This window comes from Paenibacillus sp. 19GGS1-52 (assembly GCF_022369515.1).
Lineage (GTDB): Bacteria > Bacillota > Bacilli > Paenibacillales > Paenibacillaceae > Paenibacillus_AQ.
This window is the reverse complement of record NZ_CP059724.1, coordinates 5,441,956-5,457,276: the sequence shown is the minus strand read 5'-3', so window position 1 is coordinate 5,457,276 and position 15,321 is coordinate 5,441,956. Positions and strand designations below refer to the sequence as shown.

Annotated in this window: 14 protein-coding genes; 13 read left to right on the top strand and 1 reads right to left on the bottom strand. The window is 39.5% G+C overall.

All coding sequences use genetic code 11. The features are described from left to right. Positions 1 to 19: 19 nt before the first annotated feature. The 6 genes from H1230_RS25235 (at position 20) to H1230_RS25210 (ending at position 5,004) form a co-directional block, all read left to right on the top strand. Positions 20 to 700, top strand: a complete 681-nt coding sequence (locus H1230_RS25235; RefSeq protein ID WP_239712584.1) for an HNH endonuclease — start codon at positions 20 to 22, stop codon at positions 698 to 700. Positions 701 to 736: 36 nt separating this feature from the next. Then, entirely contained in the window at positions 737 to 1,483 is a 747-nt protein-coding gene (locus H1230_RS25230; RefSeq protein ID WP_239712583.1) for a hypothetical protein, read from the top strand. Positions 1,484 to 1,527: 44 nt separating this feature from the next. Next, positions 1,528 to 2,322, top strand: a complete 795-nt coding sequence (locus H1230_RS25225; protein ID WP_239712582.1) for a class B sortase — start codon at positions 1,528 to 1,530, stop codon at positions 2,320 to 2,322. A gap of 223 nt (positions 2,323 to 2,545) precedes the next feature. Continuing rightward, positions 2,546 to 3,556, top strand: coding sequence for an amidoligase family protein (locus tag H1230_RS25220; RefSeq protein ID WP_239712581.1), 1,011 nt, complete (start codon positions 2,546 to 2,548; stop codon positions 3,554 to 3,556). A 15-nt stretch (positions 3,557 to 3,571) separates the two neighbouring features. Next, positions 3,572 to 4,039, top strand: a complete 468-nt coding sequence (locus H1230_RS25215; RefSeq protein ID WP_239712580.1) for a gamma-glutamylcyclotransferase family protein — start codon at positions 3,572 to 3,574, stop codon at positions 4,037 to 4,039. Positions 4,040 to 4,116: 77 nt separating this feature from the next. Then, complete coding sequence (locus H1230_RS25210; protein ID WP_239712579.1) at positions 4,117 to 5,004, top strand: hypothetical protein; 888 nt, start codon at positions 4,117 to 4,119, stop codon at positions 5,002 to 5,004. Between the two features lie 10 nt (positions 5,005 to 5,014). Here H1230_RS25210 and H1230_RS25205 read toward each other — a convergent pair whose 3' ends face one another. After that, positions 5,015 to 5,707 carry a helix-turn-helix domain-containing protein gene (locus tag H1230_RS25205; RefSeq protein WP_239712578.1) on the bottom strand — a complete coding sequence of 231 codons (693 nt, stop codon included), beginning with the start codon at positions 5,705 to 5,707 and terminating at the stop codon, positions 5,015 to 5,017. A gap of 364 nt (positions 5,708 to 6,071) precedes the next feature. Here H1230_RS25205 and H1230_RS25200 point away from each other — a divergent pair, with 364 nt between their 5' ends. From H1230_RS25200 to H1230_RS25175, 7 genes are all read left to right on the top strand, one after another. Then, complete coding sequence (locus tag H1230_RS25200) at positions 6,072 to 7,202, top strand: copper amine oxidase N-terminal domain-containing protein (protein WP_239712577.1); 1,131 nt, start codon at positions 6,072 to 6,074, stop codon at positions 7,200 to 7,202. Positions 7,203 to 7,229: 27 nt separating this feature from the next. Further along, a complete protein-coding gene (locus H1230_RS25195; RefSeq protein ID WP_239712576.1) occupies positions 7,230 to 8,561 on the top strand; it encodes a stalk domain-containing protein in 1,332 nt (443 codons plus the stop codon). Positions 8,562 to 8,877: 316 nt separating this feature from the next. After that, positions 8,878 to 9,687 carry a Fic family protein gene (locus tag H1230_RS25190; protein ID WP_239712575.1) on the top strand — a complete coding sequence of 270 codons (810 nt, stop codon included), beginning with the start codon at positions 8,878 to 8,880 and terminating at the stop codon, positions 9,685 to 9,687. A 66-nt stretch (positions 9,688 to 9,753) separates the two neighbouring features. Continuing rightward, positions 9,754 to 10,137 carry a hypothetical protein gene (locus tag H1230_RS25185; RefSeq protein ID WP_481857191.1) on the top strand — a complete coding sequence of 128 codons (384 nt, stop codon included), beginning with the start codon at positions 9,754 to 9,756 and terminating at the stop codon, positions 10,135 to 10,137. Between the two features lie 92 nt (positions 10,138 to 10,229). Then, positions 10,230 to 10,415 (top strand): DUF3791 domain-containing protein, encoded by a 186-nt coding sequence (locus H1230_RS31770; RefSeq protein WP_481857190.1) that lies wholly within the window; start codon positions 10,230 to 10,232, stop codon positions 10,413 to 10,415. Continuing rightward, positions 10,405 to 10,917 (top strand): DUF3990 domain-containing protein, encoded by a 513-nt coding sequence (locus tag H1230_RS25180; protein WP_275590964.1) that lies wholly within the window; start codon positions 10,405 to 10,407, stop codon positions 10,915 to 10,917. Before H1230_RS31770 ends, H1230_RS25180 begins: the two co-directional genes overlap by 11 nt. 686 nt (positions 10,918 to 11,603) lie before the next feature. Continuing rightward, positions 11,604 to 15,122 carry a carboxypeptidase regulatory-like domain-containing protein gene (locus tag H1230_RS25175; RefSeq protein ID WP_239717552.1) on the top strand — a complete coding sequence of 1,173 codons (3,519 nt, stop codon included), beginning with the start codon at positions 11,604 to 11,606 and terminating at the stop codon, positions 15,120 to 15,122. The last annotated feature ends 199 nt before the right edge of the window (positions 15,123 to 15,321 follow it).

Sequence of the window (15,321 nt, the reverse complement as noted above, 5' to 3'; positions counted from 1 at the left end):
CCGAAATGGGGTATGTAGAATGACACCTTCACTAGTTGTAGTTCCTGACAACACTGGAATTTCAAAACTACCTGAGTTTGTGAATAATTACGAAGGAGTGCCTATTCCAGTTATCCCTGATTCAAAAATGGAGGCCTCTTGGAAACTGTTGGGGAACACTGTCCATCTTTTCGATCAGGTGTATGTTACTCAGTATAAAAACTACTCGTTTCTGTATGACCGCAATCAAAGCCCAATGACGAGGTTTAACAATAACAAGTTTGACTTGTACATTAAAGGCAAGACATTGTATTTAAGTAATAAAAGGCACCCGGAGCTATTGAGGAAAGTATATATGGATGGGGAATTTATCATCACTAAAAATAATTGGCTAATGCAAAGTGGGCAAAGAGCTGGTACAGGGAGGTACAAATGTTTCACAATATATAAGAATATTATCATTAGGGATCATCAGCTTATAGCCTTGTTAACATATGGTGAGATTGCACTTCTGGCGATAGGGGATAACAGGGTTTACGAAGTGAATCACATAGACGGTGATCATGAAAATAACGCCTCAAATAACCTTGAAGTTGTTACGATCGAAGCAAACCGAAAGCATAGAGATAGATATATAACGAAGATCAATCTACTTGTTTGTAGGAAGGGGGAAGTAATCATTAATCCGGTATTGAGCAAATATAGTGAAATTCTTGCATAAGAGATTCCCATAAAGACTCTTAGGAGACTGATAGAAATGCATTTATTGCTAAAAAGCGGGGATTTGTCAGAAGTCATAAGTAGACGGTTAGAAGACTTAGAACTGTCTGATACACAAAGAGAATTGGAGTTGAGCAGACTCAAAGCCTTAGACGAAGTTCTCTATTTCATGGTTCACCTATTGTGCTGGTATAAGCCTAACGATCATTTTAAACTGAAATATCAGTTATGGATTAGTAGAGGTAAAGGACTTTTTGTATCTATTAAGAGCGGTTTCCTTCCCAAACAGGAGATTACTAAAATCGTAAATGACTTTGATGTTTTTGTAACGAAACTAGTGGGCAATAATACTATTCGACTACTTCAAAATGCCAAGTGTAAAGAAGACTTGGAATCAGTAGTAGAGCAATTTAGAACTAATAGTAAGATCAGAAAACTTAAGCTTTCTATTTTGTTTGAAATGCTTTCTTTTTGTATGCAAGACATAATTATCGGCACTATTGAGGTGTATTCGCAAGAGGCCAGGTATCAGCAGTTTATTGATCCACTGAAAGAAAACCAGTACTTAACCGACACACCTATTACAAATAGTTCCTTAATTGAAGGCATTCTTTCGCATTCTGATCCAGTATTTTACGAAGTGCAGAATTTATTTGGTTTATTCAGATCAGGCGTGATAGATTTTTCAAGCTTGTTAAGGGAAATGGGGGAAGAAATCATCGAGTTGACAACAAGCATGCGTGAAGATAGGTATTTCCCGGTAAGCATTTTGGAACAATTTTAATGAAAGGAAATGAAATACAGTGTCGAGTTAGGTTGGTGAATGAAATGAAATCCTTTAAACGCACACACTGGTGCTATTTATTGCTTCTTTGGAGTTCATTGTTTGTACTTGGTTATACCTCATTACAGATCGCTAAATGGTTTGACGATACCAAGAAATTGGAAGTAATAATTAAAGAAACAAATCCAACAGCGCTTAGGGGTAGTAACATTGCTGCAGAGTCCTCTACCAAACAGACTTCAACTGTTTCTCCATATCTAAATGTAGACTTTTCAAAACTTCAAGCGAGGAATGAGGAGATTATAGCGTGGATTAAAATTCCGCTAGTTCATCTGGATATACCCATCGTTCAAACTACAGATAATAGTTTCTATCTGACACATGATCTTGACCGACAAAAAAATAAATTGGGTTGGATTTTTGTCGATACACGTAGCAACATTGAACATATGGGGATGAATACCACTATTTATGGACACAATGCGCTGAATCAGCAAATGTTCGGTAGTCTAAAAAAGCTATTAAGTCTTGCAGAAGGCTATTCTGAAGATGGTGAACTTATTCAGTTCACTACTGAATATCATGAAATGGTATTCCAAATTTGCTCTGTTTATGTAACAGACAGTGAAGATTGGGAGTATATTCAGTCTAGTTTTATTGATGATGCAGCAAAAAGTAGCTTTATTCATATGATCCGGGAGAAGAATCAAGTCGCACGTTTCACAACAAACTCACTCTCAATACAGGACAAGTTCATAACCTTATCGACCTGTTACGGTCCGGCAGGCACTACAAAGCGTCTCGTTGTTCAGGCAAAGTTAATTATGCAAAATGAGTAGATCAACGATATAGAGACGACTAATTTTTCAAGACCTTTCCTAACTTTCATGTACATCTTACGGCAACAAAAAAACCTAGGTGGATTTTATAGTGGCTTGCGAGATCGTATCCGAACCATCATGTAGTGTATTGCTCCTTTGGGGTAATACACTTTTTTATATCAGGGAGACCTGTTTTCTTTTAGGAAAAGAATTCTAATCTAAATCACTAAAGGGGAATCCAATGTTGCCTGTAGAGTATAGCGATTTGACCATCGGAGTAGAGATTGAATTTACAAGACTGACTCGGAAGGAGGCAGCAGATGTTATAGCTAAATTTTTCAGTACTACTTCGGGGTTAGTCCAGAAATACTATGACGGCTACGAAATACGAGATTCTATAAATCGTATATGGCGAATTAAACGCGATGCATCTATATGGCCACAAAGGCTGGAGACTGGAGTCCTGATGGTGGGAACTGATGATTATAAATGTGAACTGGTATCTCCTATTCTTCAATACACAGATATACCTCTGCTTCAGGAACTAATTTGTTGCTTAGTCACAAACGGAGCCGGCACCAATGAAAGTACCGGTCTTCATATTCATATTGGAGCGGAAAGATTCACTCCAAACAGCCTGCGGGTTCTTTGCAATATTCTCTATGCTAAGCAGTTATTGCTGAATAAGTCAGTGCAAATAACTCAGTTTCGAAAGTGGTATTGCAAAAACTTACCGGAGAATCTCATAACTCTGCTTAATAAGCGTAAGCCAAAAACATTCGAGCAATTCGCTGATATATGGTATAGCGGAACTGACTCTGGGCTTAACAGCAGGAGTGCACGTTATCACATAACCCGATACCGGATTTTGAATCTGCATCCACTTCTTGGGGGGAGGCAGAACACAATTGAATTTCGTTTGTTTAATGGGAGCCTTGATCATGAAGCTATCAAATCATATATTCAACTATCTCTATTGATTACAGCACAGGCGTTAAATCAAAAGAAAGCTACCAGCCGTATTTCTACCCAGGAGTCAGGGAATGACAAGTATGCTCTACGTGTCTGGTTATTAAAGCTTGGAGGAATTGGAGATGAGTTTAAGACGATGCGGCATTATCTTATAGGGCATTTAAATGGCAATGCGGCATGGCGTACTCCACCCAAAGCAAGTGAAGATGTGTCCGAGACTGCTGTTGAACTTGAGGAGCATAGATTGCTGGAACTTGAAGAAAACCCTATAACCTATTAGAAACGGGTGTAATTAATGAAGAGAAGCATACTATATGCTGCATATGGATCAAACATGAGTGTCAAACAAATGACCTCACGTTGTAACATTGCGATGGTAGTTGGCTGCGGTGTAATTGAGAATTATGAGCTTGAGTTCTATCCGTTGGCTACAATTACGAAATGCCTTGGCTTCAGTGTTCCTATTGTGTTATGGAGAATCTCCGAGAGCGATGTGAAAAATCTTGATTACTACGAAGGGGTAGCTCAAGGACTGTATCGGAAGGAAATCCTTACAGTAACGCTTCAAGATGGGAAAAAGGTACAGGCTATGGTATACGTTATGGATTTCAAATCAGAAATGCTGTATTCTCCAAGCCCCGCATACTATTGTTCCATCTTAGAGGGGTATAAAGAAAATGGCATTGAGGTAAAGCCATTAGCAATTGCCGCTATCAAAGCTGGGGCTGGATTTCAAAGTAATGAGGGCAAAGACACATTCTAGCCATTGGGGAAATGGAATTACTTTTATGAGCTTGTTCCGCAGTTTAATCATTTATAGTAGGGAGAGGTAGGCGAACAATGATGATTAAGCCAACACAACAACAGGAAGAAGAGAAGTCAATAACGGGAAAAACAACACCTGATAGAAAGTTATCTGATTCTCCTAAACTAAGCTTCTCCCTAATCTCTGATAGTGCAAGCTGCGATATCGGCTTGGGCTTCTCTATGCCCACGGAGCAGTTTGTTGATAATATCACCTTTGAAGTTGAAACCGAGGATGAACCTGAAACTTCGTCAGGAATTTCATTTCTTGACCACGAACCCACTCCACCCACCATCTCAGATGTTTCTTTGAATAATTTCTTATCCTCAGTTGATTCAATAGAAGGACAGATAGAAGAGACTAACTCAAGCTTTGAAGATTCAAAAGCCCGATTAAATAAAATCTACAGTGAGTTTAAAGAAGCTCTAAATCCTAGAGAACAGCCCAGCACCGCTGCCGATAATAATTTATCATCAGAATTCACTGTTCATGACGTTATGGACATAGTTAATAATGATGCCATATTCCCCTATAATATTGAGCTACTGATGGAGCAGTATGAAGATGCCAACAAGCTTGTAAAAGAGAAAATTGTAGAAGTTGAAGTCAATAAAAAATCATTTGCGGATAGACTCGGTATTACGGTGAAGTGGCTTGCCGATACCTTTATAGTTGCACCCGTGAAGGCCATATTCCGTACAATACACAATGGTCTACTTAACATATTTAGCTTTCTTGGGAATTTACTTAAAATGCTGATAATCACAGCACTGGTATCTACCGTGGTTTACGTATTAATCGCAAACGTACATCCGGGTTCGACACCACAACTACTAGCTAAACAAAGTTATGATACTGTCAAAGAATTACTTGTAACAGTAATAGCTGACACTACAGAATACTTTAATAATAAAGAGCATTAGTCTTCTAGCTTTATTTTGTGTAAGTGATAAGCTCATTTCCGTTCACTCCAGCAATAGAATAGGCCTGGTCAACCATAGTACGATCCTTGGCAAACAAAGGCACCGTCTTGTCGTAAATTCCACTGATCTTGGTTACATGATGCATCTGGTGGACCATAAAATCTGAATTGCAGAGTACTATTGCCTTCTTACTATAATCCATCAACATTTGCTGAAACAGTACCGCCCGCTCAGCAACCTCCGGGGAGTAAACAGCAGCTTCTCCATTTGCAGTCTTCATCTCCCGATGATCGACAATGATATTTAATTCACCCTGTTCGTATACAGAACATACATCTCTCAAGGTTTTTGACATGTAGTCAACACTCTCACCTGTAAGTAGACCATTGACCTGAAAGGCTAATACCTTATTACCGGGGTCAACGCAGTATTTGAACCGCTCTGAAAACGGGACTATGAAGTCTTTTTGCTGATATGCTGCAATTGGTGTCAATCTTTCTTCTGTGAAAATATATGAAACGGAGACATTAAGCGCATGAGCAATTCTTTCAATGTTGATCAAGCTCACATTTCGCTCACCCCGCTCTATTCCTCCAATGTAAGTACGGTCTAGCTGACAGCGCTCAGCCAATGCTTCTTGACTCATACCACTGCGAGAACGTAGTGCCTTAATACGTTGTCCAAAATCAGTAAGTATATCCATTGTCCTCACCTACCCCTCCTGCAATACTGAATGCGCAGTAGGTTAATTATACCAATTTAATTGATCGAAGGAAGTGAGGTTTTTCTGGATTTCGACAAATGATACTCATAGTCCGTAGAGATTATACGTTTATATTGTTATGATTTTCAGGGGTATAAAATTTTTTAGAAGAGGACTAAATGGTCTTATAAACTATGAGAATTATTCCTATAAAATAATTTACCAAGCATGTAGCACATATTGCGATATATACCTTTAAACGCCATTCTTTATCTGCTATACTGACAACTGTTATTTATTCATTGGAATAATATAGTGCCTTTGGTTCAATAAAAATAGAAAATATTATACGGAGGGTAAATGAATGAATAATAAAATAGGTCATCCCAACAAAGGGGTTCAAGTGCTAGTGAACAGGAGAGGAATATTAAGTATAGCAATCAGTGCAGCCTTGCTGCTTCCATTAAGCTCAGTATATGCAAAGGTTGCAGTTCCAAGCGAGGCTAAAAGTACACTTTCTCAAAATTACATAGTAGAAATAGACGGGGTAATTCAGAGTTTCACCCAACCACCAGTTTCTATGTATAACACGACCATGGTTCCCATGAGATCCATCTTTGAAAAGCTAGGAGCAAATATCAAGTTTGATGCAAAGACTCAGTTGATAACGGCAACAAAACAAAATATAACTATCAAGCACACTGTCGGAACTGATATAGCCACTGTAAATGGAATGATGGTAATCCTAAATGTCAAATCACTAACAATCAATAACACGACAATGATACCTTTGCGTTTTGTAGCGGAAGCCTTTGGCGCAACGGTGGGTTTTAACTCGACTACGTTAACAGTCACTATTTCAGGTGATGAAGCAGCAATTATCCTGCCACGTGCAGGTGCAGGATATGCATATGGTTTTCATGACTACGGTTCAGATAATTTCCAACAGTACACAGCGGTTATGCAAATTATTGGGGCTGCAAAGGAAACATATCCGCTTATGAAGCTTGACGGTGGAGGTAGATACGAAGCAATGTATAAAGCCTACCTAACTGGTGATCGTGCTTCTAAATATGCAGAAGATACTCTAGAAAGTCACGGTCTAACTCAAGCCGAAAATTCCTTGAGCGCTCTAATTGATAATGGAGTAAGTGCTTCTAAAGCAGAAGAAGCTTACAAGATAGGTAGAATAGCAGCTATACTCGTAAAGGGATTATACGATCCTCGTGATGGCACTCCATCCTCAGCATACGATGCTTTAGTGCTTAAAAAGAGTGATTGTGACTCTGATGCCAACGTATTTTCTGCTGTTTTTGACTCTTTTGGCTACAACACTGCAATTATTGCAAGAACTGATCACGCGGATATGGTTGTGCAAATTCAAGGTAAATGGTATGGAGTAACGGCTGGAGAGTTTCGTCTTCAATCAGTAACTGATCTTGCTGCTCGGGGTCTTTACGTCTACACCCAGCCTACCACAGGTTCGTTTAACTAGCTAAAGTATAATAGAGGAGGTCAACCAATGAAATTCAAGAAACTAGCGACAATTTTAGTCGCGGCAGCAGTTGCTCTCGGAGGTATCTCGGTAGCGCCTGTAAGGACAGAAGCAGCACAGGTAACAGTAGACGGGTATTCATACTCCAGCGAGGTCGTGGATGCCCTAAACCATTTAAATGGTATCAGAGCAAACATGGGTCTGCAAGCAGTAAAATTGAATCCGTTCCTTACTAAGGCTGCGGAGAATCATGCAAATTATATCGTTTCGAATGGGGTAACAGGGCATACAGAGACTACTGGAAATATTGGTTTTACTGGTATTGATATGTCCTCACGGCTTGCATCTCTCGGGTACTCTAATTCAGGTCTTCGAGCAACAGAAGTTATCTGCTACAGGCAAAGTAATTTAAAAGATGCGTCTCTTGACTTGATTGAGTCAGTATATCACAGAGTTCCTTTTACAAGTGTCAACTCAGCAGAAGTTGGTTTTGGTATTGTTGATAAAACCGTAACGATTTTGTTTTCCGCTCCCTTAGTGGGCGGCACTGAGACAGCTATGTATCCTTACAACGGGCAAACAAATGTACCTACCCTTTTTGACGGTTTGGAAGATCCAAATCCACTGACGCAATTTGGTTTAAAAACATCAGGATACCCTATTTCGATTTCAAAGGGAAAGGCAGCAATCACAACAGAAAATTCTAAGGCTACTCTTGTTGACAGCCTAGGTAGAAACGTAGACTTCTTTGTAATGAATGACACTGGAGCTTTGTTTTTAATCCCTAAAAACGAACTTAAAAGTAACGAGACGTACACCGCTTCGGTTTCGTTTACTCCTAGTTACGGTACTTTTCAAGGGCAGACATTCAACCAGACTTGGTCTTTCACCACAGCAGCTTCATCCTCAGCCGGAGGCTCAACCACCACGCCGGACAGAGGTAACTCGCAACCAACCAATACAATTCCCGCCACTGGAAACGGTAGCAGCACCAAGTACTCAGCGGATAACATTGCGGTTAGAATCAACCAAGCCATTGTATCTGTTAACCCTAAGCCAATCCTTAAGTCGGGCAGCACCTTCATACCTTTACGTGGGGTGTTAGAGAAGCTCGGAGCGTCACTAACTTACAACGCTCAAACAAAGGGAATCTCGATTATAGAGGACGGCACCACCATCTCGCTTACTATCGGCAGCACGAAGGCTTTTGTCAATGGAAAAGCAGTGTCTCTTTCCTCAGCTCCATTCGTTAATAAATCGGGCAGCACCTTTGTTCCTTTACGTTTTGTCAGTCAGGCTTTAGGGGCTTCAGTAGCTTGGGATCAGAAAAATTATATAGTTAGTATCGATACAAAGTAATAAAAGCACAAAGAACCTTGTTTATTCAGCAAGGTTCTTTGTGTTGGGTTTTTACAGTAATCACCCTATTATAACATGTGTTAACATTTGTGCTGTGCTATAAGCTGAGCACAACAACACTAATGAAAGTTGGCTTGAGATACGACAATGCTTGTCGTACAGCGGGTAAGCCTGAAGTCGAAATTAGGCGTTTACCTTATGAATACATTTTGCAGAATTATATAAACCTCGCTTTTTTCAGAACTGCCACTTACGGATAAGTGAAGTTTTTTTCGTCTCGGTATATGAAAGTACTATTGCGAGGTGGGGTGTTGAGTTGTCGAGTTATGATCCAAATAGATTAAATAAAGTCCCACAGTTTACGGCAGTTCAGGGTAAGCAGCTTAGGGAAGTGGCATTAAAACTTCCCTTGTCTGACTTCCTTATGAATTACCGAAATGTAGAGGAGTTAGGAATTGATTTTGTATATTCTTCGGCTAAGTTGGTGGGAAACGAGTATTCCTTGGTGGATGGAATAAATCTTCTTAAACTCGGAGTAACAGCAGCAGGAAAGTTGTACTCTGATGCGAAAATGCTTTTGAATTTATGGGATGCTTATAATTTTGTACTCACATTACGGGGTAAAGCTTTAGAAAGGTATCTTGTATCAGACATACATTCAATACTTTCAAGAGATATATTACCTGATTCAAGTTGTGGTATTCCACGAGAGGATTCGATTCTAATATGTGGAGGTGGTTATTCCCTGCCTATGGGGAAGGATTATTTAAATGAAGAGTTAGATCGTCTGCTGAATACAGCCCTTACTATCGATAATCCATTTGAACGCGCCATCTACCTGAAGCTCAATCTGTGTTACTTGCAATACTTTCAAGATGTAAACAAAAGGACAGCAAGAATGGTTCAAACCCTTTCTTTGCTGAACAGTGGGGTAATGCCTTTATTATCGGGCTACGAAGAGAGTAGTGGTTATCTTGAGGCTATTTCGAATTATTGCAATACAGGTAGTTATGGAAAGTACATGTCTTGGTTTGTGTCTTCTTACAGACAAATGGTAAATAATTTAACATACCAGCCGAAGATAACAAAATCAAGGTCTTTTGATTTGAGAAAGAAGGATGACTAGCACTCAGTTGCAGTTTGTCGACATATACATTGGAAATATTCAGGAGGTTAGATAAAATTGACAACAATGAAAGAGTTGGTGCAGTTATTTTCGTCTAATCAGAATGAAAATATCAATCTATGGCACTATTTGGGTAACTTCCTTGATGCTTTTTACTATCCAGCCCTAACATCAGAAGAGCGGTTTGCACTGGTAGCGGATGAACCAGACCAATACGAAAACATCACTCAAAGAGACTATGCCTTTCTAGCAGGAACAGTACACAAAATCTGCTTCGATTATAAAGTAAGACCCCCAGAGTGGGTAATCAAGCCTAAGTACTTCCTAGACAAGCCAGTATTCAGCCTTGATGCTAAAGGGACATTGCGAATAGTTCTACTCGTAGAGTCGCCTTATGAGTTTCGCATGCGTAATATTTTCACTTCGGCAAATACATTGGATAGGGTGTAAGTGTATTAATTAAACAAACGTATATGACTGGACGGTGACCTATGCGGCATCGAAGTACGGAAGAATGAATATTAAGCTAAAAAGTAGACAGCATAGAGCTGTGTAAAGTGGCGTGGGGTATCAGGGGAAATAAAGTACTAGAAATTTTCAACAGCGTAAAGCTCTTACCTCTTATAGAAGATTGCTATGAATTGTTGCATACCGTAGGTAATTTCTACTTGATAGGATGGTTAGAAGATGTCTTAAGGGAAAGAGGGGTAGATATAGATGCACTCTAGTTTACTTAGCTCAGACGCCTTTCTTTATCATGGAAGTAATATTTTTTTGCCTGTTATCGATCTAGATAAGGAAAGAGATTTCTTGGACTTCGGAAAGGGCTTCTACACCACTACAAGTAAGAAACAGGCGATTCTTTGGGCAGAGTCGGCAACTAATAGGAAGAAAAACGGAACTCCCACAGTCTCCAAGTACCGACTTGAAGGGGTAGAGGACTTATCAGTTAAAGTCTTCGAGTCTGCAAATATTGAGTGGTTGGGTTTTGTAGTAAAGTGCAGAACAACTAGAGGGGTATGCCATAATTACGATATTGTAAAAGGGCCAGTAGCAGATGACGATGCAAGATTTTTTCTAGATGGGTATCAAGAAGGCATCTATGGTTTTGACATCAGCGGGAAAATGCTATTTATAGAACTTATGGGATCTATAAAACTTAAGGAGCAGATTTATTTTTCCTCAGAAAAAGCGATAAAGGCCTTAACCTTTCTAGGAAGCGTAGGCTAATGGACACTAAAAAATTCAACTTTTCAGTTCGTGCAAAGGTAACGGCTACAATCATAATTTTAGCTCAGTGGTTGAACTTACCGAATTTTGAAGTGCTGAACGTGTTTTACACTTCCCTAACCTATGAGTTATTGAGTGATAGGAGTACTATGTTGTGGTCAGAAAGCCCTTACTATATAGCTGATGAGTTTCTCTTAGAGAAGGGGATTAAGCTATAGCAATCTATCCGGAGTTACTACTGGGTCTGTTAATCTCGCGGAGGGATAGCAGAGGAAGAATCATCAAAGATCCATGGCATTTTAGCCATGGATCTTTCTTTTAGAAATGGTTTTTTCTTTATTTAATTGTTTCCTACGTACAATTTGAAAAGAGTGAACCTCAGTTGTATGTAAAAGTAAGACTAATAATTATTGCTCTGGTCATCTTATGGTTAGCTTTAACACTAGATGTAATTTTAGATTGGAACTCTATGAGTTGGTGCCATCCGTATTTCTTGCAATGTGGGAAGTTTCTTATTTAAGTTCTGTTTACTTATGCATAACCGGTAGTATCTTTTTGCAGGGCAGTTGCTGCGTGAGGGGTAACTGTTTTTTGTATTGCGATCTTAGCTACATTCTATAGATACGAGTTCATTTCCACACTTAAGCCATGATCCCCTTCATTAATTATAGGCGGTAAATGAATTGATGGGGGAGATGGATAATTTGAAGGCTCAAAAAAACAAGAGAATGGTAAAGCGCATCGTATATTTGCTGATCGCGTCTTTATTGTGCGTTCCTCTCGGGGTATCAGCTGAGGCACAAAGCATTAAACTGTATGGTGAACAACGTTCTCCTGCGGGGGAGCGTACGGTAACAGAAGCAGTCTACGAGAATATGCCGACAGTCACAAACGATGTGTACAAGGCAGTATCTATAACCACCCCGGAAGATGCTTTAAATGATTTTAACGAAGGAAGATCAGTTGTAATAGAAACACTCTTCGCTGACAGGAATTTAGCGGCATATGTAGTGGAGTGGCTCAATAAGAATGGATGGTCTGGAGATCTCAGCAGCACGATAAGTGAAGAGGATCTTCGGGGTATCGGGTTGAAGGACTATTTTTTCAATGCACCGGAGAAAGGAATTGTGAGTTTAACCGGTATGGAAATTTTTAATTCTAGAACTATAACTCCTTATGATCTAGACTTGTCAGGAAACTTGCTTACTTCGGTTGATGGACTTGAAGGAATTGTCTCAGTCGGAACTATTGATATTAGTCATAATATATTGACGAATGTTAATGGTTTGGAGAATCTGCAGAGTGTACAGTCTCTTTTTCTCAATAATAATGAGTTGGCCTCAATAGAGGGGTTGGGGGATTTAGAACATGTGGAAAAGCTCTATCTGCAATATAACAGACTCACAAATCTAAATGGCATAAATAAATTAACTCCGTTTGATCGCTTTATAATTGGTATCAACAATTATGAAAACTCCTGTGACTTCAGTTTGGATTTCAGCAATAATCAGTTGGTTGATATTTCTGGTATTAGTCAGTTGAGTAAAGTGGCTACGCTTAACCTTTCATATAACAACCTAACTAATCTAAGTGCACTAAATAGCTTAGCTATTGTTAAATATACGCTAAATGTAGGGAACAACAAGTTGACTAGTCTGAATGGATTAAACAATACACTGAGTTGTTTTCATTTTTATGGAAACTACAATTACCTCAGGAATGCATCAGATGAAATCCCCTTTACTTCTCAACTTATCGATATGTATCCGCAGAATGGGTTTCTACTGAAGCAAGGTACAGCCCGTAATTCAATAAGTGTATATTATCGAGAGGTAGATGACGGTGAAAGGATGCTGGACAGTGAAATTGTATATGATGCTCCTGTTGGAGTTCCGCTCACTTATGCGCCAAAAAATATTCCCGGGTATCAAGCGATAGAGTCTACTAACCAGACAGTGGAATTTGAGAACAACTTTACACAGCCTGACCTCTTGTATCGCACTTGGTTGGATTATTATGGTAATTATTCCTATCTTCGACCAGATGTTGTTTCAAACTACAGCTTTATATCTTCTGATCCTACGATTCTCAAAGTTAATGATGATATTAAAAATGTAATTGCTGTAGGTACAGGTCAAGTGGAGCTATCCATTTATCAGGATGGGGTATTTCTTGGTACTTACCCTACCGATGTTGTAAAAGCAGATTCTGGTTCTAGAACAATAACCTTTTACTACAAAAAAATAGAGATGCCTAAACATTCTTTAGCAGTCAGCAAAATTGGTGAAGGAACTACAACTCCTGGAGATGGAAGTATAGAGATGCTCGATGAATCAAAAGTTGCGGTATTAAGCGCTACACCTGCACAGGGGTATTATTTTGAAAAATGGACTGTGAACGGTTCGGACTACTATACTTCATCACTAAGCATAATAATGGATGCAGACAAGACAGCAGTTGCTCATTTTGTAAAAGCGACAGGAGGCATAACTATTAAGTATGTTGACGGAACCGGTAATGACTTACTCTCACCGGAATATAGTCAATATGAAGTGGGGTATTACATCTTCCAGTGCAGGAATATAAGCGGTTATCGATTAATATCTTCTTCAATAGTCGATGTAGCTTTGGGTAGAAATGAATATAGAACTGTCTTCTTCACGTATTCTAAAATCGAGGGTGGAATAAAGGTAGAGTTTTTAGAGGAAGGCAGCAACAATCCAGTTAAAGAAAAAGTTTCATTAACAAACCTTTCCTTGGGTGAGCAAATATATACAGCTGAATCTGTAATAGAGGGGTATACGCTAGTAGGTGAAGCCACGAGAATAGTTGTCCTAACTGAACAAAATAGTTTCCAAGGGCTTACATTTCACTACAAGAAAAGAGATCTTGAACCGACCTCTAGTATAAATCCATCGCCTACTCCATTAGCAACACCGACAGCAACGGCGACACCAATAGCAACACCGACAGCAACGGCGACACCAATAGCAACACCGACAGCAACGGCGACACCAATAGCAACACCGACAGCAACGGCGACACCAATAGCAACACCGACAGCAACGGCGACACCAATAGCAACACCGACAGCAACGGCGACACCAATAGCAACACCGACAGCAACGGCGACACCAATAGCAACACCGACAGCAACGGCGACACCAACACCAACACCAACACCAACACCAACACCAATACCAACACCAACACCAACAGAAATAGTGACACAAACACCGACAGCAACAGCTTCACCAATAGCAACACCGACACCAACAGCAACAGAAGCACCAACAGCAATACCCATACCCATACCCACACCCACTGCAATGGCAACATCCACAACAGTAGTAACACCGGCACCGAAATCAGAAATTCAACCTATAGTATCAAAGCCTGTACAGTTACCACATTCAATTTCCACCCCTTCTTCTACCACAGAATCAAGTCTGTCGGTAAAGAACAAACAAACGAAGATTTATGGAACGGTTTATGGAATAGTAACTAATAAAGCTGGTCAGCCGATTAGAGGGGTAACAGTTGAGTTGTACTCCATACCCATGCGTACTGTCACAAATGAGAAGGGGCAATATCAATTTGACAATGTAGAGCTTGGACAACACAAGGTAATCTTAACTAACCCTAGATCTGAAGAGGATGCAGCAATAGAGGTTATTGTTTATCAAAACGATGTGGTTCAGGGGAGTACTCATACTGCAGTGTATCAAAATGACAGAGAGGTTTTTACATCAATTGAGCTAGCAGAATCCAAGAAGAAGCAACGGATAGATTTTGTTATCGAAATTGTGGTGCGCAAAGAAAATATACCTCAAAAGCCTGCCGTAACCGTAAGTCCGCCCCCTTCACTTAAAAATGTAGAAACTCCTAGCAGCAGCGATCCAGTAGCTCCAATTATTCCGATTACAGTAACAGTACCACTAATTCTTCTACTGGTAATTTATTTGAGAAGAAAGAACGTACTGGTATATGACGAGAAGGGGGTGCTATTGAAGAAGTTAAGGGTAAAACCCAAACCGGAAACTCTTATTGATCTTTCCAACTTGAAAGCTGAGTCCTTCAAGGTTGTTTTTAAAGATGTTAAAAAATTTAGAGAGGTTAACTTATATGTAGGAATTGGTCAGAAAATATCTGAGGTTACATTGGAAGAGGAACAAAACTTCCTCCTCGTCAATCCTGCAGAATAATATCTAAGTCTTGAGGTACCTCATAAATCGTGAGGTGCCTTTTATTTTATTTAGAGGTGTAATTTGAATTGTGCAAATCTAAATAATTTATAGAGCAATCCTTATCAAGCTGATGTTCTGTAGCTTATGCAAATGCTAAATGTTGTTTTTTAGAGTGATGAAGTCAGAAATATATTTTTTCTGTAACCTCTTTTTTATT